This is a genomic window from Tsukamurella sp. TY48 (assembly GCF_019656655.1).
GTDB classification, from domain to species: domain Bacteria; phylum Actinomycetota; class Actinomycetes; order Mycobacteriales; family Mycobacteriaceae; genus Tsukamurella; species Tsukamurella strandjordii.
In genome coordinates this window covers 2,954,953-2,980,633 of sequence record NZ_BPMV01000001.1, presented here as the reverse complement: position 1 = coordinate 2,980,633, position 25,681 = coordinate 2,954,953, and the positions used below count along the sequence as shown (strand labels likewise).

The window sequence follows — 25,681 nt, the reverse complement described above, 5'->3', positions numbered from 1 at the left end:
CACGGTGACGTGACCTTTCCAGATCTCACCATGCTGGTACAGGGTTTCGATCGGAGTGGGTTTTTCGTCAGACGGTGCGCCGGTGCACCTCGCGCGCGCTCACCTGATCGCGGGCCAGGATCGTGATGTTGTCGATGTTCACGTGCGGCGGACGAGTCACGGCCCAGGTGACGGCGTCGGCGATGTCGTCGGCGTGCAGGTTGTCCACGCCCTCGTAGACCTTGGCGGCACCGTCCACATCGCCGCGCAGCCGGACGACGGAGAACTCGGTCTCCACCAGGCCCGGGTCGATCTCGATCACGCGGATCGGCTCCCCCTTGAGTTCGAGGCGCAGGGCGCGGGTCACGGCGCGGGCGCCGAACTTCGCGGCGTTGTAGCCGGCGCCGGTGGCGTAAGCCTCGTGGGCGGCGATGGAGCCGATGGTCACCACGCTGGCCGACGGTGACTGCCGCAGCGTGGGCAGCAGCCGCTGGGTGACACGCAGGATCGACAGCACGTTGATGTCGTACATGCGCAGCCAGTCCTCCTCCTTCGCGGCGTCGATGGTCTCGGTGCCGATGGCGCCGCCCGCGTTGTTGACCAGGACGTCGACGGCGGGGATGGCGTCGGTGAAGGCCTGCACCGAGTCGACATCGGTCACATCGAGCGGCAGCGCGGTGACGATCCGCTCGGGGAACTCGGCCTCGAGCTGCCGCTTGAGGTCCTCCAGGCGCTCGACGCGGCGGGCGCCGATCACCACGTCGAATCCCGCCCGCACCAGGTGCCGCGCGGTGGCGGCCCCGATTCCGCTGCTCGCTCCGGTGACGACGGCGACTTCACTCACGGGTACTCCTCGGCTCGGCGGGCGGTGCGGTGTCACCGTATCGCGCCGATGCGCGCTGCCGCCGGGCCGAAGCCCCGCGACCGATTCCCGCCAGCACGCGGGCCGGTGCCGCGGTGGACTGGGACCATGCGCTCGATTCCGCTGCAGTTCACCGCCCTGGCCCTGGCCTGGGGGTCCAGTTTCCTGTTCATCAAGGAGGGGCTCGCTGGCCTGTCCCCGGCGCAGGTGACGGCGGCCCGGTTGACGATCGGGGCGCTCACCCTGGCGGTGACCGCGGCGGTGCTGCGGGCTCCGCTGATCCGGGAGCGGCGGGCGGTGGCGCACATCGCCGTGGTCGCGGTGTTGCTGTGCGTGCTGCCCTTCACACTGTTCGCGTGGGCGGAGCAGCGGATCGATTCGGCGGTGGCGAGCATCATCAATTCGACGACGCCGCTGATGACGGTGGCGGTCACGCTGGTCGCGCTGCGATCGGAGCGTCCGAGCCGGAATCAGCTGCGGGGAATGGCGATCGGCTTCGCCGGGGTGTTGGTGGTGCTGGCGCCGTGGCAGCTCGGGGCGGCGGGATCGATCGCGGGACAACTGGCCTGCCTGGCGGCCACGGCGAGCTACGGGGTCGCGTTCGTGTACCTGCGCAGGTTCGTGACCCCGCTCGGCCTTCCGGCGCCGTCGGTCGCGCTGTACCAGGTGGCGATCGGGGCGGTGCTGATCGACGGCTGGATCCTGCTGGGGGATCGTCATCAGGCCGTCGCCTCGCCGCGGGTGGTGGCCGCGATGGTGGCCCTCGGGGTCTTCGGGACCGGGCTGGCGTACCTGTGGAACACGAACATCGTGGCCGCCTGGGGCGCCGCCGCCGGATCCTCGGTGACCTATCTGACGCCGGTGGTGGGCGTGCTGTTGGGCGTGGCCGTGCTCGGTGAGCGGTTGACCTGGAATCAGCCGGTGGGCGGGTTGGTGGTGATCGCCGGGATCGTGCTCAGCCGCGTGCCAGCCCCACGTCCACCCGATGATGCTCCAGATCGTGCAGTGCGTAGCGCGCGAACGAGTCCACGGTGAAGGCGGAACCGTTGCTGCGCAGCCCCCGTCGTTCCCACTGATCCTCGCCGACGGCCCGGTAGGCGTCGGCGAAATCGGCGGCGGCGGCCGCGAGTTCACGGGCCACCACCGCCGGGTCCTGCGCGGTGTAGTCGTCCTCGTCCGCGGTGGCGTCCTGGTCCCAGTTCGCGAACCGCGCACCGTCTGCCACGGCCTCGTCGTAGGACAGCATCAGCGCGAGCCGGGATCGCATGATGCGGTGCACATCCCGGATGTGGCAGCCGTACTCCAACGGCGACCAGGTGCGCTCGTCTGGCCGGACCGCGACGCCGGGCCGGGCGAGCACGGCCTCCCAGCCCGCCGCCGACCGCGCGATGCGATCACCGACGTCGGTGCGGCGCACCGAGTCGGGGTCGTACCCGCACTCGGGGCACGCCCGCTCCATGACCCAGGTCCAGTCCTTGGTGTCCGGTGTGATCGCCATGCGCAGAATCTACTGCGCCACCGCCGCCGCGAGATCGTGCAGGACCGAATCGCTCGTGGCGAAGTCCATGCACTTGTCGGTCACCGATTGCCCGTAGACCAGCGGCCCTGGACCGGGCTGCTGCGCACCGGCGACGAGGAAGGACTCCAGCATGATGCCGGAGATCCCCGTCTCCCCCGCCGCGATCCGGGCGGCGATCTCGCGCGCCACCTCGGCCTGACGGACGTGGTCCTTGCCGGAGTTGGCGTGCGAGGCGTCCACCATGAGCGACGGTGCGATGCCCGCCTTCTGCAGCGCCGCGACGGCCGTGCTCACCGAATCGGTGTCGAAGTTGGGGCCCATGCGCCCGCCACGAAGGATGATGTGGCAGTTGTCGTTCCCCGCGGTCTCCACGATGGCGGCGGTGCCGTCGTCGTCGGTGCCGAAGAAGACGTGGCGGGCCGCGGCGGCACCCACGCCGTCGATCGCGACCTGGACGTTGCCGTCGGTGGCGTTCTTGAAACCGATCGGCATCGACAGGCCCGAGGCCAGCTGGCGGTGCACCTGCGATTCGGTGGTGCGGGCACCGATCGCACCCCAAGCCACGGTGTCGGCGATGTACTGCGGGCTGGTGGGTTCGAGGAACTCACAGCCCACCGGCAGGCCGATCTCCAGGATGTCCAGGAGCAGCTGCCGGGCGGTGCGCAGGCCGCGCGGAACGTCGTAGGACTCGTCCATCCCGGGGTCGTTGATCAGGCCCTTCCAGCCCACGGTGGTGCGCGGCTTCTCGAAGTACACGCGCATCACGATCAGCAGTTCGCCGGCGAGTTCGTCGGCGATCGGCTTGAGCCGGCGCGCGTAGTCGAGGGCGGCCTCGGGATCGTGAACGGAGCACGGCCCCACCACCACCAGCAGGCGGCGGTCGCGGCCGGCGATCACGTCGGCGATCGCGGCACGGTCGGCCTCCACCTGCGCGGCGAGGCGCGGGGCCAGCGGCAGTTCGCCCTGCAACGCTGCGGGCGAGGGAATCGCGTGGAACGCGGTGACCCGGCGATTCGATGTGGACGCCGGACTCTCGAGCTCGATGGTCATGTCAACCTTCCTGGTGTACTGCGGCACCAGACGAATTCCCCCGGTGCCTACGAAAAAGGCAGCGATCGCTCGCTGCCTCGGCTCCGGGTGTGTGTGCGGCTGAAGTTATCCGCGCATGCGCGCTTCACCGCCGGCTCCACCCGGAGCCTCGGTAAAGCGCCAATACATGTGCGCGTTCATACCCACATCAAGGAAGATAGCACACCCTAAGCCGACAGCTCTGTGGCGAGGGTCTCACCGTCGGTGACCGGCAGGGAGCAGACCGTCCCCCGGCACACGTAGGCGGCGGCGCGGCCGTCGACCGGGCCTCGCCCCTCCAGCAGCGGATGCGAATCTTTAGGTCCGGCAACGACTACCGCGCCTCCGGGAGCCAGCCTCCGGGCCTCGGCGGCGAGCGCCGCGGCGCCGGCACCGTCGGCCACGGCGATCTGCAGGCCCGCCGCGGCCTGCTCCGCCACGGCCAGGTGATGCCCGGCTCCGCGCGGCACGCGACGGATCAGCTCGCCCGACCGGGCGCGGGTGGCGGCGGCGAGGCTCGCGTACCGCTCCCCCAGCAGCGCCTCGGCGTAGGTGAGCGCCTCGGCCATCAGGCTCGCGCCCGACGGTGTCGCCCCGTCCGCGGGATCGCGCGGGCGGGTCAGCAGGGCTTCGCCGTCCGACGGTGCGTCGTACCAGCCACCCGCGGCCTCGGGGTCGGCGAAGCGGTCGACGGCGGCGTCCAGGATCGCCGTAGCGGCATCCGCCCAGGCCTCGTCGCCGGTGCGCTGCCGCAGAGCCAGCAGACCGGTGACCAGGGCTGCGTAGTCCTCCAGCATGCCCAGCGCCTCCCCGACCTCGCCGCCGAGCGAGCTGCGACGCAGGACCGTTCCGTCCCAGTGCTTCTCGAGGAGGTAGCGGGCGCAAGCGGCCGCCGCATCGACCCGGCCGGCCTCGGCCAGCGCGGTGATCGCCAGGCCGTTCCACACCGTGACGATCTTGTCGTCGCGGGCGGGCTGCGGGCGGGTCAGCCGTGCCGCGAACAGCTTTCGCCGGACATCGGCGAGCCGCGCAGGATCAGGCTCGCCCCGCAGTTGCAGCGTGGAGGTGCCGCCACTCTCCCCGTCGCTGCGCTCGCCCGGCTGCTCGAAGGTGCCACGCTCGGTGACCGCGAATGTGTCTGCCGCCCAATCACCGTCGTCCTCGCCGAGCACCTCGACCAGCTGGGCGGGCGTCCACACGTAGGTGGCGCCCTCCACGCCGTGACCCTCCACCTCGGTGTCGGCGTCCAGCGAGGAGGCGAATGCGCCATCGATCCCGAGGTCGCGCACCAGGAAGTCCGCGGTCTCCTCGGCCACCCGCAGCGCCAGCGACGAACCGGTGCGCCGCCCGAGGTGCGCGTAGAAGCGCAGCAGCAGCGCGTTGTCGTAGAGCATCTTCTCGAAGTGCGGCACCACCCAGTCGGCGTCCACGGCGTACCGGGCGAAGCCGCCGCCCAGTTGGTCGTAGATGCCGCCGCGGGCCATCGCCTCCGCGCACCGCACCGCCACCCCGTAGGCCGCGGGGTCGCCGGTGCGTTCGTGGTGCCGCAGCAGGGCTTCGACGGTGGCCGAGGGCGGGAACTTCGGGGCCCGGCCGAAGCCGCCCGACGGGTCCTCGTCGGCCACCAGGGTCGCGACGGCGGCGGCGAGGTCGTCGGAGCTGGGCGGCGCACCGTCGGGCAGGCCGGACGAGGCCTGACGTAGATGTCCGGCCACCTGCTCGGAGACCCGGTCGACCTCACCGCGGCGCTCGCGCCAGGTGTCGCCGATGGCGTCGAGGAGCTGCGGGAAGCTGGCCTGCCCGTTGCGCGGCTCCGGCGGGTAGTAGGTGCCGCAGTAGAATGGCACGCCCGCCGGGGTGAGGAAGCAGGTCATGGGCCAGCCGCCCTGGCCGGTCATGGCGACGGTGGCGTTCATGTAGATCGCGTCCAGATCGGGCCGCTCCTCGCGGTCGACCTTGATGCACACGAAGCCCTCGTTCATCTGCTGCGCGATGGCCTCGTTCTCGAAGGACTCGTGCGCCATCACGTGGCACCAGTGGCAGGCGGCGTAGCCGATGGACAGCAGGATCGGGACGTCCCGCTCCGCCGCCTCCGCCAGCGCATCCTCGGACCACTCACGCCAGTGCACCGGATTGTCGGCGTGCTGCCGGAGGTAGGGGCTGGTGGACGCGCCGAGTCGATTGGTCACGTCCTCCAGCGTAGGCGGCTACGGGGTGAGCTTGTAGACGGTCGCCGCACCGACCGTGGTCGCGGTGTAGTTCTGCTTCACCCAGTTCTCGATCTCGGAACTGCCACGGCCGGGACCGAATCCGCCGGAGGCGATGTAGTAGGAGATCCGACCGTCGCGCACCCACTGCTGGAACTGCGCGAGAGTGGGTGCGGGATCGGAGCCGCTGAAGCCGCCGACCGCGATCACGGGGCGGCCCGAATTCAGTTGCAGCGCACCCTGGCTCTGCGCGCCGTTCACCGCCGCCGCCCAGTCGGTGTCGGTGCCCTTGAGCAGCGCGACCACCTGCGCGTCGGCGCCAGCATCTCTCGGGCGCCCGTCGGCCTCGCCCTGCCGTTCGCCCGAGAGGTCGGCGCGGGCACCGTCGGGGCGCATGCCTCCGCCCGGGAAGGCGCCGCCCGACTTGGCCGTCTGCACCGCGGTGGGAACGCCGCCGCTGTGCGCCGTGCCCGCGGTCGAGACGCTGAACGCCGCGGTCGCGAGGCCACCGGCGAGCAGCGCCAGCATGAGTACGGCGGCCACGGAACGCCGCCCGCCCGCGCGGGTCACGATGAGTGCCGCCACCGCGAGCACCGTCAACGCCCCGAGCACGATTCCGAGCACCGGCCAGGCGTAGCCCGCCCGCCAGGCCCGGACGATGCCCCAGCCACCCGCGGCAACCACGAGCACCACGAGCGCGAGGGTGCCCGGCACCGTCAACCGCCTGCTCCACGCGACGGCCGCGCCGCAGCCCACGAGCACCGCGATCGCCGGGGCCAGCGCAACCGTGTAGTACGGATGCACCGTGCCGCTCATGTACGAGAAGACCACGCCCGTCACCACCAACCAGGTACCGAACACGGTGAGCCCCAGGGCCACATCGCGATCCAGGCGGCGGCGCGCCACCAGGACCAGCCCCACCACGAGCACCAGCAGCGCCGCGGGCAGCAGCCAGGAGATCTCGTTGCCGAACTCGTTGCTGAACAGCCGCGCCAGGCTCGGAGTGCCGCCGAAGGAGGTCCCCGTCGCACCGCCGCCCGGTCCGCCGCCGCCGCCGCCGGGACCGGCCGCGCCGCCGCCGGAGTTCCCGACGATGCGCGCCAGCCCGTTGTAGCCGAGCACCAGATCCATGAACGTGCCGTCCTTCGAACCGCCGATGTACGGCCGCGAGGACGCCGGCCACAGCACCGTGAGCAGCACGTACCAACCGGCCGAGATCACGACGGCCACGACGCCCAGCGCCAGATCCCGAGCCCGCCGCAGCCAGGTGGTCTGCGCGAACAGCAGGTACGCGAGGCCGAAGCCCGGCAGCACCAGCAGGCCCTGCAGCATCTTGGTCAGGAAGGCGAAGCCGAGCAGCGCGCCGCACGCGACGAGCCAGCGCCACGACGCCGCCTGGCACGCCCGCACCGTGCAGTACGCCGCCGCGGTCATCAGCAGCACGAGCAGCGCGTCGGGATTGTTGAACCGGAAGATCAGCACCGCGGCCGGCGTCAGCGCGCACACCGCGCCCGCGAGCAGCGCGCCGCCGGTGGCCGTCCGCTCGGGCAGGGCGGCCAGGAGCCGCCGCGTGGTCAGGTACACCAGGCCCACGGTGGCCACCCCCATCACCGCCTGCGGTACCAGCACCGACCACGACGAGAGCCCGAAGATCCGCACCGACAGCCCGGTGACCCACAGCGCGGCGGGCGGTTTGTCGACGGTGATCACGTTGCCCGGATCGAGCGATCCGAACAGCCAGGCCTTCCAGTTCAGGCCGCCGGCCTGGGCGGCCGCGGCGTAGAAGTCGTTGCCGTAGCCGTTGATCGCGAGGTTCCAGCAGTACAGCAGCGCCGTCATGCCGAGGAGCGCGGACACGGCGAGGCGCCGCGGAGTCAGATGCTTCACCCCACGAATCTCGCCCGTGGTCCTGGCCGGACCCGGCGGTGGGGCTGGGAGGTCGCTGTGAGCGCTACGGGGTGCGGTCGCGGCCCGGATCGTCGACGGGGGCGGTGCCGTCGCCGGTTGCGGGATGCTCGACACCGGCGTGATCGGTGCCGCCGGCCTCGTCGCCCTCGCCGGGCTGCTCGTCGTCGAAGGACTCGGGCAGGTTCTTCACGTGCTTGTTCATCGACCGGATCAGCAGGAAGGTCACCGCCAGCAGGGCGACGATCACCGCGAGCCCGAGCGGGGTGGCCTTGCCGAACTCCGGGCCCTTGGGCTTGGGATCGTCGGCCAGCAGGATCACCGCGTCGGACGCCAGTTGGAGGACGCTCATCACTTCTCGACTCCGCTGAACAGGTCCGTCTCCGGCATCCGGGTGCTCACGGTGGTCTTGGCGAGCTCGTACTCCTCGGTGGGCCACAGCCGCTGCTGCCACTCCATCGGCACCGCGAAGAACGGGCCGTTCGGGTCGATCTGGGTGGCGTGCGCGCGCAGGGCGTCGTCGCGGACCGGGAAGAACTCGCCGCACTCGACCTGCGTGGTCACGCGGGCCATCATGTCGTTCTTCTCGTCCTTCCACCGCTCCAGCCACTCGGCGTAGGGGTTGTCCAGGCCGGCCTTCTCGAACTCGTCGGCGAAGGCCTGGAACTTCCCGCGCAGGAAGCCGTGGCTGTAGTAGACCTTCGAGATCTGCCAGGGCTCGCCCGCCTCGGGGAACTGCTCCGGATCGGCGGCGGCCTCGTAGGCGGCCATCGACACCTCGTGGGTCTTGATGTGGTCGGGGTGCGGGTAGCCGCCGTTCTCGTCGTACGTGAGCATCACGTGCGGGCGGAACTCGCGGATCACGCGCACCAGGCGTTCGACGGGGATCTCCAGCGGCTCCAGCGCGAAGCTGCCCTCGGGCAGTGGGGGCAGCGGGTCGCCCTCGGGCAGGCCCGAGTCCACGAAGCCGAGCCACTGGTGCTGCACGCCGAGGATCGCGGCGGCCTTGGCCATCTCCTCGCGGCGGACCTCGGGCAGGCGGTCCTTGACGCCGGCCACGTCCATCGCGGGATTGAGGATGTCGCCCCGTTCGCCGCCGGTGAGGGTCACCACGAGTACGTCGTCGCCCTCGGCCGCGTAACGCGCCATGGTCGCGGCGCCCTTGCTCGACTCATCGTCCGGGTGTGCATGAACGGCGAGTAGCCGGTATCCGGTCATGCACTCCAGTCTCCCTGATCGGCCGACGGGACGCCGCGCCGGGTGTGCTTCGATGGAGGCATGTCCACCGTCCCCGCCCGGCCGTCCGATCGGTATCCCGACGAGCAGGATCCCCGGCACACCCGCCGGCTGCTGGTGATCGGGCTCGTGGTCGTGGTCTTCCTCGGCGTCGGCCTGGCCTATCTCGGCTACTCGAAGTTCTCCGACAAGCCGGTGAGCGGCGAGACGGCGGGGTACTCCGTGGTGTCCGATTCCACCGTCGAGGTGCAGGTCACGGTGACCCGCAAGGACGCCTCGCAGCCGGTGAGCTGCATCGTGCGCGCCAAGAACAAGGCGGGCGACGAGGTGGGCCGCCGCGAGTTCTACGTCAAGCCCTCGGCGGACCCCGTCGTGGTGGTCTCGAGCGAGGTGCGCACCACCGCTCCCGCCGCCGTGGGCGACGTCTTCGGTTGCGGAACCGACGTGCCCGCGTACCTTGACCGTTCGTGAGCACTGACAGCACCCCCGAGAACGAACCGAAGTCTGGGCGGCCGGCCCGCACCAGCGCGCCGGCGTTCGCCACGATCCCCAGTCCCTACTTCCCCGCGCTCGTCGGCATCTTCGTCGGCGTCATGATCATCTCGAACATCACCGGCACCAAGGCCGTGAGCCTGTGGTCGTCGTCGCTGCACTTCGAGATCATGGGCCTCACCTTCGACGGCCTCCCCACGGACGGCGCCTTCTACCTCTTCCCCCTCGCCTACGTCCTCGGTGACGTGATCTCCGAGGTGTACGGATTCAAGGCCATGCGCCGCGTGATCGCCGTGGGCTTCGGCATGCTGGTGCTCACGGCCACGTGCATGTGGATCACCAGCCTGCTGCCCGCACCCGCCGATGCGCCCGCTTCGGCCGCCGCGTTCGACACCATCGCCACCGTCGTGCCGATGCTGCTGGTGGCCGGTCTCGCCGGATACGTCGTGGGTGAGTTCATGAACTCCTACGTCCTGGTGCGGATGAAGGCCTGGACCGGCGAGAAGCACCTGTGGTCCCGGCTCCTGGGTTCCACCGTGGTCGGCGAGTTCTTCGACACCCTGGTCTTCTGCTCCATCGCCGCGCCGGCGATCGGCTGGTCGGGCTCCGAGTTCGTCGCGTACACGATCATCGGCTTCGTCTGGAAGACGCTCGTCGAGATCGTCATCATGCCGCTCAGCTACGCGGCCTGCGCCTTCCTCAAGCGCCGCGAGCCCAGTTACCAGCAAGCCCTGCTCCAGGTCTGACCCCCGGCACCATGACGCTAGTCATGGTAAGATTGCGGGATGCACGGTTCCGCGTCGGAGCCGTGTATTGCTGCATTTCGGGCCCCGGCGCCGACCGGGGCCGGTCCGCTCCCGGGCACGTCGCCCGAGCGGCCCCTGAACCACTACGACGAACGGAAGTGACATGACGGACACTCAGGTGACGTGGCTGACCCCGGAGTCGCACGAGCGCCTCAAGAACGAGTTGGACGCGCTGATCGCCAACCGCCCCGTCATCGCCGCCGAGATCAACGAGCGTCGCGAAGAGGGCGACCTCAAGGAGAACGGCGGCTACCACGCGGCCCGCGAGGAGCAGGGCCAGCAGGAGGCGCGCATCCGCCAGCTGCAGGAACTGCTCAACAACGCGAAGGTCGGCGAGGCCCCCACCCAGTCCGGTGTGGCGCTCCCCGGCTCGGTCGTGAAGGTCTACTACGACGGCGACGAGAAGGACACCGAGACCTTCCTCATCGCCACTCGTGAGGAGGGCGCGCAGGACGGCGGCCTCGAGGTCTACTCCCCCAGCTCGCCGCTGGGTGCCGCCCTCATCGACGCGAAGGCAGGCGAGACCCGCGAGTACACCATCCCCAGCGGTGCCACCGTCAAGGTCACCCTGGTGAGCGCGGAGCCCTACCACTCGTAACAGACGACAGCGGGCTCACTCCGGCGTGGAGTGAGCCCGCGTCATCGTTCGGTTCCCTTGTGCGGCCGGCCTATCCGGCGGAGCGCGTGCGCAGGAGCTGACTCACGGTGACGAAGGCGTACCCCTGATTCGTGAGGTCCGTCAGAGCCCGGTCCAGAGCCGTCGCCGATGCCAGGAAGGTGTCGTGCAGCATGACGATCTGGCCGGGCTTCATCTGCATCAGCACCTTGGTCAGACCGTCCGGGTCGCCCTGGTAGTTGTAATCGCGGGTGTCCAGGTCCCACAGGATCTGCGACAGACCCAGCTTCTTCCCGGTGTCCACCACCGACTGCGAGGTGTGCCCGCCCATGGGCCGGAACAGCGTGGGCGTGATGCCCACCGTCTGCTGCACCGCCGCATTGGTCTGCGAGAGCTGCGTGCTGTTCTCCTCCGCCGACAGCGTGGTCATATCGGGCTGCGACCAGGTGCCGTTCGCCACCTCGTTGCCGGTACCGGCGATGGCCACCATGATGTCGGGGTTCAGCGTCACCTGGGCGCCGGTCACGAAGAACGTGCCGCGGGCATTGTGCTGATCGAGGGTCTGGAGGAACTGCCGGGTGGCGGGTCCGGGGCCGCCCGAGAAGGTGAGCGCGACGCACTTGCTCTTCGCGCAGTCCACCGAGCCGTCGGGCAGGTACACGGGCTTGGCCACGGCGCTCGGCACCGAGGTCGGGCTCGGCGGGGGCGGTCCGGCCGGCGCCGCGGCCTGGGGCGACGGTGCGCCGGCCTGTGCGGTCGGGGCGGGAGCGGGGGCGACGGGCGCGGCGGGACCGGTCGGAGCCGGCGGCGGCACGACGACCGTCATGGTGCGCGGGGCGGGCGACGATGTCGCGGGGGCGCTCGGCTGACCGGGTGCGGTACCGCCCGGGCTCAGCCCGGCGCCGGGGACCGCGGACGGGGTGCTGGACGGCAAGGGATCGAAGGTCAGGCTCGAACCCGCACGGTCCGTGGACGTCCCGTTCACCGTGCACGCACCGACGATGGCGCCGGCGATCACCAGCGCACTTCCGCCGACCGCATAGTTGCGGACCTTTCGGCTCTGTTTGGGCCTCAAGAGCACACTCCAGACACTTGTGTCATCTTCTACAACACCAGTCACACTAGTCTCATCAGCCACGATTCGGTAGTCGCGGCAGCGGATGGTGACCGAGTCGTTACACCCGCGGCGCCCGGCCGCGCGGCTTGCCTCGGGCGCGGACCCACCGCATCATGGCCACATGGGGGTGCCGTGGAGCGCGATCGACCGGGGAACGCGCCTGTTCTGGCGCACCGTCGGGCGGCGGATCGATCCCGACGGTGCGCAGTCCTGGCTCGCCGCACCGTCCAACCCGGTCGGGGCCGGCGGCGACGCCTGGCTCGAGCAGTGGGAGCGCGCGGGACGCGTCGGGGCCGGCACGGCCGACGACGGCCTGATCCCGGACATCGGCGCCCTGGACGGGCCGGACTTCCGCTCCGCGGACCTGCACCCGCTGGTCCGCGACTTCTACGAGCACACCGGCGCCTACCGGATGGATGTCTGGTCGCAGTGGAGCGCGGTCTTCGCGCCGGGCGGCGAGGCGGTGGCGCGACTGTTCGGGCGCCGGGTCGAGCAACTCGCGCTGCCGGTCCAGCCCCTCGCGGTGAGCCGCGGCATGACGAGCCGGGTGCGGCCCGTCCTCGACGCCGAGGGTGAGCGGGCCGGGACCGCGTGGCTGCGCACGCTCGGCGCCGACGGATCGTCGGTGTACAGCGGCTACTACCGCGTCGGGGGTACGCCCGGCGACCCGCAGCCGCACGTGCACGTCTCGTTCCCGCTCGAGGAGGGCAACGTGCAAGTCTTCCTCACGCCCCGCGCGGAGCGCGACGGTGCGCTGACCCTGCTCTCCCGGGGTGAGACCTTCGGCCGCGACGGCGCGTACATCACCGTGCGGTCCGGCGGCGACTGGTACGCCGCGAGAGCACGACTGCGCGAACGCTTCCGGGTGTTCGTCGACGAGCAGGGTGTGCTCCGCACCGACCACTGGCTATCGGTGCGATCCCGCCCCGCCCTGCAACTGCACTACCGGCTCGAACGCCTCGACTAGCCGAGCGCGTTCTCCAGGTCGGCGATGAGATCGCCGATGTCCTCGATGCCCACGGACAGGCGCACCAGATCCTCGGGGACCTCGAGCTGCGAGCCAGCGGTGGACGCGTGCGTCATGGCCGCGGGGTGCTCGATGAGCGATTCGATGCCGCCCAGCGACTCGGCCAGGGTGAACACCTCGGTCCGGGCGCAGAACCGCTGCGCCGCCTCGCGACCGCCCGCCAGCCGCACGGAGATCATGCCGCCGAAGCGCTTCATCTGCTTGGCCGCGACCGCGTGGTTCGGGTGGCTCTCCAGGCCCGGGTACAGCACCGTCGAGACCTCGGGACGACCGGAGAGGAACTCGACGATCCGCTCGGCGTTGTCGCAGTGCCGGTCCATCCGCACGGCGAGGGTCTTGATGCCGCGCAGCGCGAGGTACACGTCGAACGGTCCGGGCACGGCACCGGCGCCGTTCTGCAGGAAAGCGAAATCGGTGTCGAGCTGCTCGTCGTTGGTGACCAGCGCGCCGCCGACGGTGTCGGAGTGCCCGCCCAGGTACTTGGTGACCGAGTGCAGCACCACATCCGCGCCCAGCGTGAGCGGGGTCTGCAGGTAGGGGCTGGCGAAAGTGTTGTCCACCACCAGCTTCGCGCCGCCGGCGTGCGCCACCTCGGCGAGGGCCTCGATATCGCCGATGTTGAGCAGCGGGTTGGTGGGCGTCTCGATCCACACCAGCTTCGTGTTCGGGCGGATCGCCGCGCGCACCGCGTCGACGTCGGTGACCGGCGCCGGGGTGTGCTCGATCCCCCACTGCGAGAACACCTTGTCGATCAGGCGGAAGGTGCCGCCGTAAGCGTCGTCGGGGATGATCAGGTGATCGCCGGGGCGCAGCGTGGCGCGCAGCAGCGTATCGGTGGCGGCCATACCGGAGGCGAAGCCGCGGCCGAACGTGCCCTCCTCGATCGCGGCGAGGTTGGCCTCGTAGGCGCGACGGGTCGGATTGCCGGTGCGGGCGTACTCGAAGCCGCCGCGCATGCCACCGACGCCGTCCTGGGCGAACGTGGAGCTGGCGTAGATCGGCACGTTGACCGCGCCGGTCAACGGATCGGGCTCGTAGCCGGCGTGGATGGCGCGGGTCGAGAAGCCCTGCGCGGCACGGCTGTCGGCGGCGCTCTTCTGCTCACTCATGATGCGATGCCTTTCGTCTTGCCTGCTACTTGCCGTGGGAGAGGAAGCCGAGCACGTCGTGCCGGGTGATCACGCCGACGGGCTTGCCGTCGTCGATCACCATCAGGGCGTCGGACTCGCGCAGCGCGGAGTTGGCGGCGCTGATCGGCTCGCCCGCGCCGATCAGCGGGAACGCCGGGCCCATGTGCTTGCTCACCGGGTCGGCGAGTGCCGCGCGGCCCTCGAAGACGGCCGAGAGCAGCTCGCGCTCGGTGACCGCGCCGGCGACCTCACCGGCCATGATCGGCGGCTCGGCGCCGACCACGGGCATCTGGGAGACGTTGTACTCGGCGAGGATCTCGATGGCGTCGCGGATGGTCTCCGAGGGGTGCGTGTGCACGAGGTCGGGCAGCTCGCCCTTCTTCCCGCGCAGCACGTCGCCCACCAGGGCCTCCTGCTCGTTGGGGTCGAGCGGGGCACGCAGGAAGCCGTAGCTGCTCATCCACTTGTCGTTGAAGATCTTCGACAGATAGCCGCGGCCACCGTCGGGCAGCAGCACCACGACCACCGCATCGGGATCGCGCTCGGCCACCCGGAGCGCGGCGACCACGGCCATACCGCAGGAGCCGCCCACCAACAGGCCCTCCTCGCGGGCGAGCCGCCGCGTCATCTCGAAGGAATCGGCGTCGGAAACGGCGATGATCTCGTCCGGGATGTCGGGATCGTAAGCGGTGGGCCAGAAGTCCTCGCCCACGCCCTCCACGAGGTAGGGGCGGCCGGTGCCGCCGGAGTACACCGAGCCCTCGGGGTCGGCGCCGATCACCTTGACCGTGCCGCCCGACACCTCCTTGAGGTACTTGCCGGTGCCCGTGATGGTGCCGCCGGTGCCGACGCCCGCCACGAAGTGGGTGATCTTGCCCTCGGTGTCGCGCCAGATCTCGGGACCGGTGGTCTCGTAGTGGCTGGCCGGGCCGTTCGGGTTGGAGTACTGGTTGGGCTTCCACGCGCCGGGGATCTCGCGGGTGAGCCGGTCGGAGACGTTGTAGTACGAGTCCGGATGCTCGGGCGCCACCGCGGTGGGGCACACGACGACCTCGGCGCCGTAGGCCTTGAGGACGTTGCGCTTGTCCTCGCTCACCTTGTCGGGGCACACGAAGACGCACTTGTAGCCGCGCTGCTGCGCGACGATCGCCAGGCCCACGCCGGTGTTGCCGGAGGTCGGCTCGACGATGGTGCCGCCCGGCTTGAGCTCACCCGACTTCTCCGCCGCGTCGATCATCTTCACGGCGATGCGGTCCTTGCTGGACCCGCCCGGATTGAGGTACTCGATCTTCGCCGCGACCAGGCCGGATCCGGGGGTGACCACGGAGTTCAGCCGCACCAACGGGGTGTCGCCGATCAACTCGCTGACGTGTCCTGCGATACGCATGGCTCTATCGTCCCAGAACGCTCCCCGCGCCTTCATGCCGGTGTACGGGATCGCCAGTAGATTGTGCTCATGGGTTACACCCGGCGCCGGTTCACGCGCGACGCCCTTCGCACCTCCGCGGCCGCCGCCGGTGGTGCCGGTGCCACCTGGGGCGCGTATGCGCTGCTCACCAAGCAGGCCCGCACCGCCCGCACCGTGATCCCCCACCGCACCGACAAGGCACCGTCGAAGGACGGCGTCTACTACCCCGGGCGCGACGGAGTCGAGCGGCCCGGTCCGGCGCATCCGGCGGACGTCAAGCTCATGGTCTTCGGGGATTCCACCGCCGCCGGTCTCGGGGTCGACGATGCCGAGCACACCCCGGGGGTGCTGATCACGCGCGGCCTGGTGGCGGAGACGGGCCGCACGGTGCAGTACGCGTGCAAGGCGATCGTGGGCGCCACGTCGAAGGGGCTGGCCGGTCAGATCGAGGCGGCCTTCATCGCGAAGCAGATCCCCGATGTGGCGGTGATCATCGTGGGCGGCAACGATGTGACCGCGCTGAACGGGATCGAACCGTCGGCTCGACGGCTGGGCGAGGCGGTGCGCCAGCTGCGGGAGGCGGGTGCCGAGGTGATCGTGGGGACATGCCCCGATATCGGTGTCGTGACGGCGATTCCGCAACCCCTGCGGTCGGTGATCCGGCGGTACGGTCTGCAACTCGCGGCGCGGCAGAAGGCCCAGGTGCTGGCCGCCGGCGGACATCCGGTGCCCTTCGCCGACACGCTCACCCCGGAATTCCTCCAGGCGCCGGAGCGGATGTTCTCCCCCGACAACTTCCATCCGTCGGCGGCGGGCTACGAGCTGGCGGCGCGGCTCATCCTGCCCGAGGTGCTGGCGGCGCTGGGCGAGTGGCATGGCCCGCTGCCGTCGCCGCCCGAGGTCTCGGAGGCCGCTGATGCGCAGCGCATCACGGCGCGTCTGCGGCGGGCCCTGCGCGCCCGCGACTGAGACCGGTGCGTCGCTGTGACCGAATCAGGACATGGCTAGGACGATGCCGGTGCCTGCCGCCGCGAGGATCGACCCGTGCATGCGACCTCTCCCCTCCCCTCCCGGATCGATGAGTACCCGGTGGTCCGCCGGCTGGGGGCGGGCGGCATGGGCGAGGTCTTCCTGGTCCGGCATCCGCGGCTGCCGCGGATGCAGGCGTTGAAGGTGCTGCGCACGGCCGCCGCACCGTCGAATCCGGCGTCGCTGGCGCGGTTCGAGCGTGAGGCCGACATCCTGGCGCGGCTCACCCACCCGAACATCGTGGAGGTCTACGACCGCGGTTGGTGGGACGGGCGGCCGTGGATCGCGATGGAGTACGTGGCGGGGACGTCGGTCGGGAATCTGCTGCGGCGCGGCCCGCTCCCTCCGGATGCGGCCCTCGCCGTGCTGCGTGCGACCGCGGAGGCCCTCGATTACGCGTGGACGCAGCACCGGGTGGTGCACCGGGACGTGAAGCCCGACAACATCCTCGTGGTGGGAGTCGGTCCCCGGATCGAGCGGGTGACGGTGGCCGATTTCGGCATCGCCAAAGCGGCCGATGCCCCCGCGAACATCACGGCCTTCGGGATGGCGCTGGGCACCACGGGCTACGCCGCGCCCGAGGTGCTCACGGGGCACCCGAGCGACGACCGCTCGGATCAGTACAGCCTCGCGGCCACGGCGTTCACCATGCTCACGGGCACAGCACCGTTCCGCGGCGAGCGCGCGGCAGTGCTCGACGCCCAGCTCACGGTTCCCGTCCCCGCGGCCACGCAGCGCAACGCCGCCTTGCCCGCGGCCGTCGACCAGGTGCTCGGCCGCGGCCTGAACGCCGATCCCCTGCAGCGATTCGGTTCGTCGCGCGAGTTCGTCGCAGCACTCGACCGCGCGCTCTCCGCTGCGGCGCCGACGGTGGCCGCTCCCGTTCCTGCGGTGACCGTTCCCTCGGGCACCGGGACCCGTCCGCAGTCGCCGACTCCCCGCGCGGAACCCGCCCCGCTGCGCCCCGAACCCACCGGCGCCGCGCCCACATTCGCCACGGCGCCGCGCCGACGCCATCGCGTGATGGTGGTGGTCGCGGCCGCCTTCATGCTCGCCGGCGCTGCGCTGGTGGGCACGGCGCACTCCGCCTCGGTGCGCAGTAGCGGCGCTTCGGCTGTGCCCGCGGCGACGCCGGTGGCGACCCCGGGGTCCTCGGAGCTGGTCGGCGATGCGCCCGCTGATGCCTCCGCGGATGCGGCGACGATGCCCGACCTGCGCGGGCTGTCCTTCGCGGAGGCCGCGGAGGCCACCCGGACCCTCGGCCTCACACTCAGCGTGGTCGATCCCGCCGCCGAGGTCGTGACCACGCAGAACCCGGCACCCGGCGCCATGGTCCGCAGCGGCGACCGGGTCGTCGTCAACGAGTGATCCCCGCAACGGCTGATCCCCGCAACGGCTGCCACGCAACGGCGAAGGCCCCCGCCGGAGCGGGGGCCTTCGTGGTCGCGGTCGGCGACTAGTCGTTGCTGTAGAAGTAGCTCAGCAGTCGCAGGATCTCGACGTACAGCCACACCAGGGTGATGGTGAGACCGAACGCCACGCCCCATGCGGCCTTGGCCGGAGCGCCCGCGCGGATGAGCTGGTCGGCCTGGTCGAAGTCCAGCAGGAAGCTGAACGCCGCGATGCCGATCATCACCAGCGAGAAGATGATCGCCAGGGTGCTGCCGTCGCGCAGCGGGCCGGCACCACCGGAGAACAGGCCGATCACCAGGTTGCCGAGGGCGAGCACCATGGCGCCGATCAGCATGCCGAACATCATGCGGGTGAACCGCGGGGTCACGCGGATCGCGCCGGTCTTGTAGACCACCAGCATGCCGATGAACACGCCGAACGTGCCCAGGATGGCCTGCGAGAGGAAGGCGCCGGCGTTGATGCCGTCAGCGATCACCCAGTTGGCGAAGACGTACGAGATCGAGCCCACGAACAGGCCCTCGAACGCGGCGTACGAGAGCACGATGGCCGGGTTGTCCATCTTGCGGCCGAAGGTGCCGATGAGCACCAGCACGAGGCCGCCGATGGCACCGACGATGGTGAGCGGCGTGGCGAGGCCGGGGTTCGCACCCACGAGGAAGTACGCGGCGGCCGCGAAGACGATGAGCACGCCGAGGGTGGCGGCGGTCTTGGTGACCACATCGTCGACCGTCATGGTGCGGCCACCGGTGGTGGTCTCGTACGGGGCCTGGGGCTGGCCGTACTGCATGCCCTGGGCCGCGCCGGCGGCACCCGCGGCACCCATGCCGAAGCCCGCCGCCTGGTTGTAGCCCTGCTGGTTGTAGCCCTGCGGGTACCCCTGCTGCGGTACGCCCGCCGGCTGCTGATTCCCGCGCGTCATTCCCCGCAGGATCGGATTGCTGCTTTCGCGCACCGTGCTGTCCTTTCGCTTGTCACGTGCACCTACGAACTGTTCAACGAACGCGCCCGCCCGGAGGTTCCCGATTCGGACACATCGCTTTACGATTAGCTTACCGTTCGGCGGACGATCACGCAGAGAGGATTCAGGCGGCAGGTCGGTCCAGCAGGTCGTACAGGCGTTGCCGCAGCTCAGCGGGCGGAAGCACCGACTCGATGGCACCGAGCGCTTCCTGATCGTCGCTGCGCATCACGCCGAGCAGTACGTGTGAGGCGCCGATGCTGCGGTCCTTGCGATGGGTCGCTTCGCGCAGAGCGAGTTGGAGCGACTTCTTCGAACCGGGCCCGAACGGGATGTTGCCGGTGGCGAAACGCTTGCGGATCGGCCGGAGGATGTCGAAGCCGAACTTGGTGGACACGGCGTCGGCGATCGCCGTGACATCGATGCCGACCTCCTTGAGCGCTTCCGCATCCTGATCGGTGATCACGCGCCCGACGCCGCTGGCGCGGATCGCCTCGGCGGTGAGGCCGATGTCGGCGAGCTCGCGCTTGAGTTCATCGTCGGCACCGTCGACCACCCCGAGCATGAGGTGGGTCGGGGTGATGCGGTCGGCGCCCGCCTCGCGGGCCTCTTCCTGCGCGAGCACCACGGAGATGCGGGCGCTCTTGGTGAATCGCTCGAACATGGCGTCCTACTTCCCGGCTTACTTGCCGTATTTCTTGTGCACCGCCTGGCGCGAGACCGCGAGGTGTTCGGCGATGTCCTGCCAGGACCAGCCGAGGCCCCTGGCATTGGCCACCTGAACAGCCTCGAGTTGGTCAGCCAGTTTGCGCAGTGCGACGACGGCTCGCAGACCCTGTGCAGGGTCCTCGGATGCCGCCGATCCGACGAGGGTGGGTGGTGAGCTCACACCTGTCAATCTACGTTGACGCCGTGCACCTGTCAACGCGCATTGACAGGTTCGACGGTGCGCCTGCCGCGCTAGGCTCGTCGGCGCGCCCCCATAGCCCAACTGGCAGAGGCAGCAGACTTAAAATCTGCGCAGTCCGGGTTCGAACCCCGGTGGGGGCACCGACATTCACGTCTTCCGGTCGGACTCTCGTGCCCGCATCCGGTGAGGTTCCTCACCACCTGCGCGAGAAGCTTGCCACCGGCGGCCAATCGGGTAGCCTCAGTGGCGTCGCAAACAGACATCCGGACGAGGCACACCGTACCCGGCCAGCGAAAAGACGGTGTGAACCTAGGAGGTTCACATCATGGCTTGGATCGTTCTGATCATCTCCGGCATCCTCGAGGCCGTCTGGGCCACCGCGCTCGGCAAGTCCGAGGGCTTCTCCAAACTCACCCCCTCCGTCGTCTTCGGCGTGGCGCTCGTAGCCAGCATGGCCGGCCTCGCCTACGCGATGCGCGATCTGCCCACCGGCACGGCGTACGCCGTCTGGGTGGGCATCGGCGCCACCCTCACGGTGATCTACGCGATGGTCACCGGCGAGGAGCCCGCCACGCTGATCAAGGTGCTGTGCATCGTCGCCATCGTGGGCGGCGTGGTGGGGCTCAAACTCGCCCACTGACCGCCGCGCCCGACGGTGCGGTCAGGCCGCGAGCGGTGCGAGGCGCCCGGCCGGGTCCAGGATCTGCTCGACGGTGCCGTGGCGCCGCTCGGCGCGCAGCAGCGCGGTCTCCCACTGCTCCGGATCGGCCAGATCGGCGACGAGCGCGTAGACATCGCCCGAGAGCACCGAGACCACGTCGCGGAAGTTCTCGCCCACCGCGGTCACGCGGGTCCCTCGGCGCGACAGCTCGGCCACCAGATCCACGGTGCCCTTCGTACCGTCCAGCACCACGACGACGCTCTTGACGGAGACCTTCTCCATGTCCTGCTCCCTTCGCCGAAACGGGTTTCCCCGTCGGTTGTGAGATCACCGTAAGCGGCGAAACCCGCTGTGGCAGTGCCAGAACGCTGTGAGTGTGTCAACAGTTCGTTAACACCGGGCAACGGTTCGCGTTTTCCCAGGTCAGGACTGGAGAAGCCCCATCGCGGTGCCGTCCAGAATGTCGTGTTCGGACACCATGAGCTCGGTCACACCGACCGCCGCGAGGCGCTCGGCGAGGGCGATCACCACGAGCGCGCCGCCACCGATCACGTCCGCGCGACCGGGATGCATGGGGCCGAGCGCGAGCCGCTCCGCGGAGGTCATGCCCACCAGCGACCGGCACAACTCCGTCAGTCGATCGAGCGGCACTCGCGCGCCGTGGATCCGCTGCGGGTCGTACTCGGTGAGGCCCAACGCGAGGGCCGCCAGGGTGGTGAACGTGCCGGCCACGCCGATCCAGGTGCGCACGCCGTCGAACGGCACCGTGCGCACGGCCTCGTCGAGGGCCTCGTCGATCACGGTCCGGGCCGTGGCGACCTCGGCGGCGGTGGGCGGGTCGGAGGGCAGGGTCCGCTCGGTGATCCGGACGCAGCCGATGTTCGCCGAGAAGGCGCGGTCCACCACGCCGCCGGAGCCGACGACGAGCTCGGTGGAGCCGCCGCCGAGGTCCACCACGAGGACGGGGTCGCTCGCCGGAAGTCCTGCGGTGGCACCGAGATACGACAGTTCCGCCTCTTCGGTGCCGGGGATCACCTCGGCCTGTGCGCCGGGGGTGATCCGGCCCAGCGCGGCGGCGGTGAGGGCGAGGAAGGCGTCGCGGTTGGACACGTCGCGGGCGGCGGAGGTGGCCACCATCCGCACCGCGGTGGCGCCCAGCCGCAGTGCGGTATCGATGTAGTCGTCGAGCGCCACCCGGACGCGGTCGAGGGCGTCGGCGGCGAAGCGCCCGGTGGCGTCGACGCCCTGTCCGAGCCGCACGATCCGCATCTCGCGGGTCAGCTCGACCAGCCCGCCGTCCTCCCGGCGCGCGACGTACAGGCGAATGCTGTTGGTGCCGCAGTCGATCGCGGCCACCGTCGTCCCGACGGCAGCGCTCACTGCCCGCCCCAGGGGTAACGGGGCTCCGGCCAGTCCGCGGGGATGGCGGTTCCGCGCAGGCCCGCGGCGGCGGCCAGCGCCACCGCCTCGTCGCCCAGCCACACGGTGCCCGGGCCCTCGGCGAGCGCATAGGCGATCAGGACGTGCAGGCACTTGACCCGGTCGGGCATGCCGCCGCCGGTGAAGTCGGTTCCCAAGTCCTCCAGCGCGTTCCGGGAGGCGAGGTAATGCTCGTGGGCGGCGCGGTAGTTCGCCGCGACCTCGGGATCCGAGGCGAGCAGCGCCTCCATCTCCCGCATCACACCGGCGCTCTCCTGCCGGCTGGCCTCGGCGGTGAGCCGCGGATCGGTCAGGTAGTAGAGGGTGGGGAAGGGCGTCCCGTCGGGCAGCCGCGGCGCGGTCTTCACGACCGCCGGGTCACCGTCGGGCGTGCGGTAGGCCACGGCCAGCACGCCGCGCGGAACGCGGCCGAGTTGCTCGGCGACCCGGTCGAGATCGGCCTGCGGGACGGCCGCTGCGTCGCCGGACATCAGTGCGGGACGGCGATCGTGCGCCACACGTTGGTGTACCAGGGATTCTGCTTCGACTGCTCCGCCTCGATCTGCTCGGGCGTGGGCGCCGGGACGCCGGGGAACTGCACGCGGTAGGCGGTCTCCCCCGGCATCACGTACTGCAGCCGGATCCGGGCCTGCTGCTTGATGTACGCCGGATCGTCCTGCAGACGCTTCTGCTCCTCCAGGCGGGCGATGTCGGCCAGCAGCTGGGAGTGCTCGGCCGCCACCTTGTCCTCACGGGCCTGTTCGGACAGGTACGTCCGCACGGGCACGGCGAGGGTCAGGACGAGGACGCACAGCACCACGAACAGCACGACGACGCGACCGGCGCTCCCCGATTCGGGGCGGTCGCCGCCCCCGGGGGAATTGCGCGCGGTCACCACGCGGGTCCTGCTCACGGTGCTGTGCTCCTTCGCTCTGTGGGTCTAGCTGGTGAACTCGAAGCGCGGGAACGCGGTGTCGCCGGCGTAGCGCGCGGCGTCGCCCAGTTCCTCCTCGATGCGCAGCAGCTGGTTGTACTTGGCGACGCGCTCGGAACGGGCGGGGGCGCCGGTCTTGATCTGGCCGCTGCCCACCGCGACGGCCAGGTCGGCGATGGTGGTGTCCTCGGTCTCGCCCGAACGGTGGCTCATCATGGTCTTGTAGCCGTTGTTGTGCGCGAGCGCGACGGCGTCCAGGGTCTCGGTGAGCGTGCCGATCTGGTTGACCTTCACCAGGAGCGCGTTGCCGGCGCCGCGCGCGATGCCGTCCTCGAGCCGCTCGGGGTTGGTGACGAACAGGTCGTCGCCCACCAGCTGGATCTTGTCGCCGATGGCGTCGGTGAGGTCGACCCAGCCGTCCCAGTCGTCCTCCGACAGCGGGTCCTCGATGGAGACCAGCGGGAATTCGGTGATCAGCTTGGCGTAGAACTCGCCCATCTCGGCGGCGCTGAGCACCTTGCCCTCGAACTTGTAGCCGCTGCCCGCGGTGTAGAACTCGGTGGCGGCCACGTCGAGCGCGAGTGCGACATCGGAGCCCAGCTTGAGGCCGGTCTTGCCGATGGCCTCGGAGATCAGCTCCAGCGCCTCGCGGGTGCCGGCGACGGACGGGGCGAAGCCGCCCTCATCGCCGAGGCCGGTGTTCAGGCCCTTGCTCTTGAGCACGGACTTGAGCGAGTGGTAGACCTCGGTGCCCCAGCGCAGCGACTCCTTGAAGGTCTCGGCGCCGATCGGGGCCACCATGAACTCCTGGACGTCCACGCCGCTGTCGGCGTGCGCGCCGCCGTTGAGGATGTTCATCATCGGGACGGGCAGGATGTGCGCGTTCGGGCCGCCCAGGTAGCGGAACAGCGGCAGCGCGGCCGATTCGGCGGCGGCCTTGGACGCGGCCAGCGACACACCCAGCAGGGCGTTGGCGCCGAGGCGGCTCTTGTCCGGGGTGCCGTCCAAGTCCAGCAGGGTCTGGTCGATGATGCGCTGCTCGTCGGCGGGGATGCCGATCACCTCGGGCGCGATCACTTCGAGCACGCCCTCGACGGCCTTGGTGACGCCCTTGCCGCCGTACCGCTCGCCACCGTCGCGCAGCTCCACGGCCTCGTGCTCACCGGTCGACGCACCCGACGGCACCGCGGCGCGGGCGAAGCTGCCGTCGGCGAGCACGATCTCGACCTCGACCGTGGGATTGCCACGGGAGTCGAGGATCTCTCGGGCGCCTACCTGGATGATTTCGGACACGGTCTCTCCTTATGCACTGGCCGAGCTCACGACAATCTCGCGGCTCAGCCTAATGCCCGGCCACAGCGACGCGAAGCTCGGCGCGCGGTCGGGGCGAATCAGGCCGATCGGAATCGGGTGATCGCCGCCACGCCGGAGCTACTCTCCGGACATGACCGCGGTACCCGTCCTGGATCTGTCGCTGCTGGACTCCGACCCGGACGGCTTCGACGGACGGTTGCGCGCGGCCGCGCACGACGTGGGCTTCTTCTACCTCACGGGGCACGGGCTCGGACCGGAGCGGATCGCCGAGGTGCTCGCCGTGGCCCGCCGCTTCTTCGCGCTGCCGCAGGCGCAGAAGGACGCGATCGCGATGGTGAACTCGCCGCACTTCCGCGGCTACACCCGGCTCGGGGGCGAACTCACCCGGGGTGCCGTCGACTGGCGCGAGCAGATCGACCTCGGCCCGGAACGACCGGCACCGTCGGGTCCGGGTCCCGATCACCGGAACCTGGTGGGGCCGAATCAGTGGCCGGCGGCTCTGCCGGAGCTGCGCACGGTGATGGAGCACTGGGACGCAGACCTCTCGCGCATCGCGCTCACGCTGCTGCGCGCCTGGGCCCGTTCCCTCGGCGCCGATCCGCACGTCTTCGACGCGGCCTTCGCCACCGAGCCGGCCACCTTGATCAAGGTGGTCCGCTACCCGGCCGGCACCGATACCGATCAGGGCGTGGGCGCGCACAAGGATTCCGGTGTCCTCACCCTGCTGCTGGTCGATCCGGATTCGGAGGGACTGCAGGTGCTGCCGCCGGGTACGCAGCAGTGGGTCGACGTTCCGCCGCTGCCGGGGGCGTTCATCGTCAACCTCGGCGAGATGCTGGAGGTGGGTACCGAGGGATACCTGCGCGCCACGCAGCACCGGGTGGTCAATCGCCGCGCCGGTGCGGACCGGATCTCGGTGCCGTACTTCTTCAATCCGTCGGTGCACGCGCGGATGCCGCGCCTGCCACTCCCGGCGGAACTGCGCAGCGGGGTCACCGTCGACCCCGAGAACCCGATCTTCGACACCTACGGACGCAACGCGTGGAAGAGCCGGTTGCGCGCGCACCCGGATGTGGCGGCACGGCACTATCCGAATCCCGCTCCTGCCGCCGCGCCGGAACCTATCGTGGGGGAATGACCGGCGCCGGCCCGCTCGTCCTCATCTACAGCTCCCACGCGCAGCACCGCGCGGAGATCATCGCCGCGCTGGGCAGCCGCCCCTCTCCCGATCTGCCCCCGATCACCGTGATCGAGACCGCGACCGCGCCCACCGTGATCACCCGCCTCGACGAGGGCGGGATCGATCTGGCGATCCTCGACGGCGAGGCGGCACCCACCGGCGGCATCGGACTGGCGCGACAGCTCCGCGATGAGATCGAGCCCTGCCCGCCGATCCTGGTGATCACGGCCCGCAAGGCGGACGGATGGCTCGCCACGTGGTCGCACGCCGACGCCTGGGTCTCGCATCCGCTGGATCCGTTCGCGTTGGCCGGCGCCGCCGCGGGGCTCCTCATGGCGGCCGCCGGCCGACACACCGCCGCCGAATTCCGCGAATAGAACCCGTACCCAGGCTTCAGACCTATAGTTGTGATGTAGCTCACAACCGAAGTCAGGGTGGCCTAACCGGTTCTCCCCTTCGGCTTTTCGCACACACAGCGGAGGGAGCAGGGC

At 70.5% G+C, this 25,681-nt stretch carries 28 protein-coding genes, 1 tRNA gene and 1 riboswitch; of the genes, 11 read left to right on the top strand and 18 right to left on the bottom strand.

The window, feature by feature from the left end:
* Positions 1–67 precede the first annotated feature (67 nt).
* On the bottom strand, positions 68–823 hold the full coding sequence (locus TTY48_RS14660; RefSeq protein ID WP_220658184.1) for an SDR family NAD(P)-dependent oxidoreductase: 756 nt from the start codon (positions 821–823) through the stop codon (positions 68–70).
* Positions 824–949: 126 nt separating this feature from the next.
* Here TTY48_RS14660 and TTY48_RS14655 point away from each other — a divergent pair, with 126 nt between their 5' ends.
* Positions 950–1,876, top strand: a complete 927-nt coding sequence (locus TTY48_RS14655) for a DMT family transporter (RefSeq protein WP_220658183.1) — start codon at positions 950–952, stop codon at positions 1,874–1,876.
* Here TTY48_RS14655 and TTY48_RS14650 read toward each other — a convergent pair.
* The 6 genes from TTY48_RS14650 to mca form a co-directional block, all read right to left on the bottom strand.
* Positions 1,797–2,339 carry a DinB family protein gene (locus TTY48_RS14650; protein WP_220658182.1) on the bottom strand — a complete coding sequence of 181 codons (543 nt, stop codon included), beginning with the start codon at positions 2,337–2,339 and terminating at the stop codon, positions 1,797–1,799. The genes TTY48_RS14655 and TTY48_RS14650 overlap by 80 nt on opposite strands.
* Positions 2,340–2,348: 9 nt before the next feature.
* Positions 2,349–3,410, bottom strand: coding sequence for a 3-deoxy-7-phosphoheptulonate synthase (locus TTY48_RS14645; RefSeq protein WP_255585683.1), 1,062 nt, complete (start codon positions 3,408–3,410; stop codon positions 2,349–2,351).
* A 206-nt stretch (positions 3,411–3,616) separates the two neighbouring features.
* A complete protein-coding gene (locus TTY48_RS14640; RefSeq protein ID WP_220658181.1) occupies positions 3,617–5,617 on the bottom strand; it encodes a thioredoxin domain-containing protein in 2,001 nt (666 codons plus the stop codon).
* A gap of 18 nt (positions 5,618–5,635) precedes the next feature.
* Entirely contained in the window at positions 5,636–7,522 is a 1,887-nt protein-coding gene (locus tag TTY48_RS14635) for a glycosyltransferase family 39 protein (RefSeq protein WP_220658180.1), read from the bottom strand.
* A gap of 64 nt (positions 7,523–7,586) precedes the next feature.
* Complete coding sequence (locus TTY48_RS14630) at positions 7,587–7,892, bottom strand: hypothetical protein (RefSeq protein ID WP_255585682.1); 306 nt, start codon at positions 7,890–7,892, stop codon at positions 7,587–7,589.
* Positions 7,892–8,758, bottom strand: coding sequence for a mycothiol conjugate amidase Mca (gene mca, locus TTY48_RS14625; protein ID WP_220658178.1), 867 nt, complete (start codon positions 8,756–8,758; stop codon positions 7,892–7,894). Before mca ends, TTY48_RS14630 begins: the two co-directional genes overlap by 1 nt.
* Positions 8,759–8,818: 60 nt before the next feature.
* Here mca and TTY48_RS14620 point away from each other — a divergent pair, with 60 nt between their 5' ends.
* From TTY48_RS14620 to greA, 3 genes are all read left to right on the top strand, one after another.
* On the top strand, positions 8,819–9,247 hold the full coding sequence (locus TTY48_RS14620) for a DUF4307 domain-containing protein (protein WP_220658177.1): 429 nt from the start codon (positions 8,819–8,821) through the stop codon (positions 9,245–9,247).
* The gene (locus TTY48_RS14615; protein WP_220658176.1) at positions 9,244–10,014 is read left to right on the top strand and encodes a queuosine precursor transporter; all 771 of its coding nucleotides are present in this window, start codon (positions 9,244–9,246) and stop codon (positions 10,012–10,014) included. Before TTY48_RS14620 ends, TTY48_RS14615 begins: the two co-directional genes overlap by 4 nt.
* A 163-nt stretch (positions 10,015–10,177) precedes the next feature.
* Positions 10,178–10,672, top strand: a complete 495-nt coding sequence (gene greA, locus TTY48_RS14610) for a transcription elongation factor GreA (RefSeq protein ID WP_220658175.1) — start codon at positions 10,178–10,180, stop codon at positions 10,670–10,672.
* A 70-nt stretch (positions 10,673–10,742) separates the two neighbouring features.
* Here greA and TTY48_RS14605 read toward each other — a convergent pair whose 3' ends face one another.
* Positions 10,743–11,765: a polysaccharide deacetylase family protein gene (locus TTY48_RS14605; protein WP_220658174.1), complete on the bottom strand. Its 1,023-nt coding sequence runs from the start codon at positions 11,763–11,765 to the stop codon at positions 10,743–10,745.
* Between the two features lie 163 nt (positions 11,766–11,928).
* On the opposite strand from TTY48_RS14605, the gene TTY48_RS14600 reads away from it, so the two are divergent.
* A complete protein-coding gene (locus tag TTY48_RS14600) occupies positions 11,929–12,774 on the top strand; it encodes a hypothetical protein (protein ID WP_220658173.1) in 846 nt (281 codons plus the stop codon).
* Here the strand turns inward: TTY48_RS14600 and TTY48_RS14595 are convergent.
* The gene (locus TTY48_RS14595) at positions 12,771–13,943 is read right to left on the bottom strand and encodes a cystathionine gamma-synthase (RefSeq protein WP_220658172.1); all 1,173 of its coding nucleotides are present in this window, start codon (positions 13,941–13,943) and stop codon (positions 12,771–12,773) included. The two genes, TTY48_RS14600 and TTY48_RS14595, sit on opposite strands and share 4 nt — an antisense overlap.
* A 25-nt stretch (positions 13,944–13,968) precedes the next feature.
* On the bottom strand, positions 13,969–15,351 hold the full coding sequence (locus TTY48_RS14590) for a cystathionine beta-synthase (protein ID WP_220658171.1): 1,383 nt from the start codon (positions 15,349–15,351) through the stop codon (positions 13,969–13,971).
* 69 nt (positions 15,352–15,420) lie between these two features.
* Between TTY48_RS14590 and TTY48_RS14585 the strand changes: the two genes are divergently transcribed.
* Both TTY48_RS14585 and TTY48_RS14580 read left to right on the top strand, forming a co-directional pair.
* Entirely contained in the window at positions 15,421–16,341 is a 921-nt protein-coding gene (locus TTY48_RS14585) for an SGNH/GDSL hydrolase family protein (protein ID WP_220658170.1), read from the top strand.
* A gap of 75 nt (positions 16,342–16,416) precedes the next feature.
* On the top strand, positions 16,417–17,769 hold the full coding sequence (locus TTY48_RS14580; RefSeq protein WP_220658169.1) for a serine/threonine-protein kinase: 1,353 nt from the start codon (positions 16,417–16,419) through the stop codon (positions 17,767–17,769).
* 88 nt (positions 17,770–17,857) lie between these two features.
* On the opposite strand, the gene TTY48_RS14575 is transcribed toward TTY48_RS14580, so the two are convergent.
* From TTY48_RS14575 to TTY48_RS14565, 3 genes are all read right to left on the bottom strand, one after another.
* Positions 17,858–18,766, bottom strand: coding sequence for a Bax inhibitor-1/YccA family protein (locus tag TTY48_RS14575; protein ID WP_220658168.1), 909 nt, complete (start codon positions 18,764–18,766; stop codon positions 17,858–17,860).
* A 130-nt stretch (positions 18,767–18,896) separates the two neighbouring features.
* Positions 18,897–19,436, bottom strand: coding sequence for a Clp protease N-terminal domain-containing protein (locus TTY48_RS14570; RefSeq protein ID WP_220658167.1), 540 nt, complete (start codon positions 19,434–19,436; stop codon positions 18,897–18,899).
* 18 nt (positions 19,437–19,454) lie between these two features.
* Positions 19,455–19,661, bottom strand: coding sequence for an RNA polymerase subunit sigma-70 (locus TTY48_RS14565; protein ID WP_220658166.1), 207 nt, complete (start codon positions 19,659–19,661; stop codon positions 19,455–19,457).
* Positions 19,662–19,748: 87 nt separating this feature from the next.
* Between TTY48_RS14565 and TTY48_RS14560 the strand changes: the two genes are divergently transcribed.
* Both TTY48_RS14560 and TTY48_RS14555 read left to right on the top strand, forming a co-directional pair.
* Positions 19,749–19,822 (top strand) — tRNA-Leu (locus TTY48_RS14560).
* A 103-nt stretch (positions 19,823–19,925) separates the two neighbouring features.
* Positions 19,926–19,990: riboswitch (guanidine-III (ykkC-III) riboswitch) on the top strand.
* Between the two features lie 17 nt (positions 19,991–20,007).
* Positions 20,008–20,322: a multidrug efflux SMR transporter gene (locus tag TTY48_RS14555; protein WP_220658165.1), complete on the top strand. Its 315-nt coding sequence runs from the start codon at positions 20,008–20,010 to the stop codon at positions 20,320–20,322.
* Between the two features lie 21 nt (positions 20,323–20,343).
* Here TTY48_RS14555 and TTY48_RS14550 read toward each other — a convergent pair whose 3' ends face one another.
* The 5 genes from TTY48_RS14550 to eno all read right to left on the bottom strand — a co-directional run bounded on the left by TTY48_RS14550 (position 20,344) and on the right by eno (position 23,989).
* A complete protein-coding gene (locus tag TTY48_RS14550; RefSeq protein WP_220658164.1) occupies positions 20,344–20,625 on the bottom strand; it encodes a short-chain dehydrogenase in 282 nt (93 codons plus the stop codon).
* A 141-nt stretch (positions 20,626–20,766) separates the two neighbouring features.
* Positions 20,767–21,723 carry a Ppx/GppA phosphatase family protein gene (locus TTY48_RS14545; protein WP_220658163.1) on the bottom strand — a complete coding sequence of 319 codons (957 nt, stop codon included), beginning with the start codon at positions 21,721–21,723 and terminating at the stop codon, positions 20,767–20,769.
* Entirely contained in the window at positions 21,720–22,253 is a 534-nt protein-coding gene (locus tag TTY48_RS14540; protein ID WP_220658162.1) for a DUF501 domain-containing protein, read from the bottom strand. The genes TTY48_RS14545 and TTY48_RS14540 overlap by 4 nt, the downstream gene beginning before the upstream one ends.
* Complete coding sequence (locus tag TTY48_RS14535; protein ID WP_220658161.1) at positions 22,253–22,675, bottom strand: septum formation initiator family protein; 423 nt, start codon at positions 22,673–22,675, stop codon at positions 22,253–22,255. The genes TTY48_RS14540 and TTY48_RS14535 overlap by 1 nt, the downstream gene beginning before the upstream one ends.
* A gap of 27 nt (positions 22,676–22,702) precedes the next feature.
* A complete protein-coding gene (gene eno, locus TTY48_RS14530) occupies positions 22,703–23,989 on the bottom strand; it encodes a phosphopyruvate hydratase (protein WP_220658160.1) in 1,287 nt (428 codons plus the stop codon).
* 151 nt (positions 23,990–24,140) lie between these two features.
* Between eno and TTY48_RS14525 the strand changes: the two genes are divergently transcribed.
* Positions 24,141–25,148: an isopenicillin N synthase family oxygenase gene (locus tag TTY48_RS14525; RefSeq protein WP_220658159.1), complete on the top strand. Its 1,008-nt coding sequence runs from the start codon at positions 24,141–24,143 to the stop codon at positions 25,146–25,148.
* Positions 25,145–25,567 (top strand): hypothetical protein, encoded by a 423-nt coding sequence (locus tag TTY48_RS14520; RefSeq protein ID WP_220658158.1) that lies wholly within the window; start codon positions 25,145–25,147, stop codon positions 25,565–25,567. Before TTY48_RS14525 ends, TTY48_RS14520 begins: the two co-directional genes overlap by 4 nt.
* Positions 25,568–25,681 lie beyond the last annotated feature (114 nt).

What these genes read in the sequence shown, in the direction of transcription:
- TTY48_RS14655 (WP_220658183.1), top strand. Translation starts at nt 950, where the DNA reads ATGCGCTCGATTCCGCTGCAGTTCACCGCCCTGGCCCTGGCCTGGGGG.
- TTY48_RS14650 (WP_220658182.1), bottom strand. Translation starts at nt 2,339, where the DNA reads ATGGCGATCACACCGGACACCAAGGACTGGACCTGGGTCATGGAGCGG.
- TTY48_RS14645 (WP_255585683.1), bottom strand. Translation starts at nt 3,410, where the DNA reads ATGACCATCGAGCTCGAGAGTCCGGCGTCCACATCGAATCGCCGGGTC.
- TTY48_RS14630 (WP_255585682.1), bottom strand. Translation starts at nt 7,892, where the DNA reads ATGAGCGTCCTCCAACTGGCGTCCGACGCGGTGATCCTGCTGGCCGAC.
- mca (WP_220658178.1), bottom strand. Translation starts at nt 8,758, where the DNA reads ATGACCGGATACCGGCTACTCGCCGTTCATGCACACCCGGACGATGAG.
- TTY48_RS14620 (WP_220658177.1), top strand. Translation starts at nt 8,819, where the DNA reads ATGTCCACCGTCCCCGCCCGGCCGTCCGATCGGTATCCCGACGAGCAG.
- greA (WP_220658175.1), top strand. Translation starts at nt 10,178, where the DNA reads ATGACGGACACTCAGGTGACGTGGCTGACCCCGGAGTCGCACGAGCGC.
- TTY48_RS14600 (WP_220658173.1), top strand. Translation starts at nt 11,929, where the DNA reads ATGGGGGTGCCGTGGAGCGCGATCGACCGGGGAACGCGCCTGTTCTGG.
- TTY48_RS14595 (WP_220658172.1), bottom strand. Translation starts at nt 13,943, where the DNA reads ATGAGTGAGCAGAAGAGCGCCGCCGACAGCCGTGCCGCGCAGGGCTTC.
- TTY48_RS14590 (WP_220658171.1), bottom strand. Translation starts at nt 15,351, where the DNA reads ATGCGTATCGCAGGACACGTCAGCGAGTTGATCGGCGACACCCCGTTG.
- TTY48_RS14585 (WP_220658170.1), top strand. Translation starts at nt 15,421, where the DNA reads ATGGGTTACACCCGGCGCCGGTTCACGCGCGACGCCCTTCGCACCTCC.
- TTY48_RS14570 (WP_220658167.1), bottom strand. Translation starts at nt 19,436, where the DNA reads ATGTTCGAGCGATTCACCAAGAGCGCCCGCATCTCCGTGGTGCTCGCG.
- TTY48_RS14555 (WP_220658165.1), top strand. Translation starts at nt 20,008, where the DNA reads ATGGCTTGGATCGTTCTGATCATCTCCGGCATCCTCGAGGCCGTCTGG.
- TTY48_RS14550 (WP_220658164.1), bottom strand. Translation starts at nt 20,625, where the DNA reads ATGGAGAAGGTCTCCGTCAAGAGCGTCGTCGTGGTGCTGGACGGTACG.
- TTY48_RS14540 (WP_220658162.1), bottom strand. Translation starts at nt 22,253, where the DNA reads ATGTCCGGCGACGCAGCGGCCGTCCCGCAGGCCGATCTCGACCGGGTC.
- TTY48_RS14525 (WP_220658159.1), top strand. Translation starts at nt 24,141, where the DNA reads ATGACCGCGGTACCCGTCCTGGATCTGTCGCTGCTGGACTCCGACCCG.
- TTY48_RS14520 (WP_220658158.1), top strand. Translation starts at nt 25,145, where the DNA reads ATGACCGGCGCCGGCCCGCTCGTCCTCATCTACAGCTCCCACGCGCAG.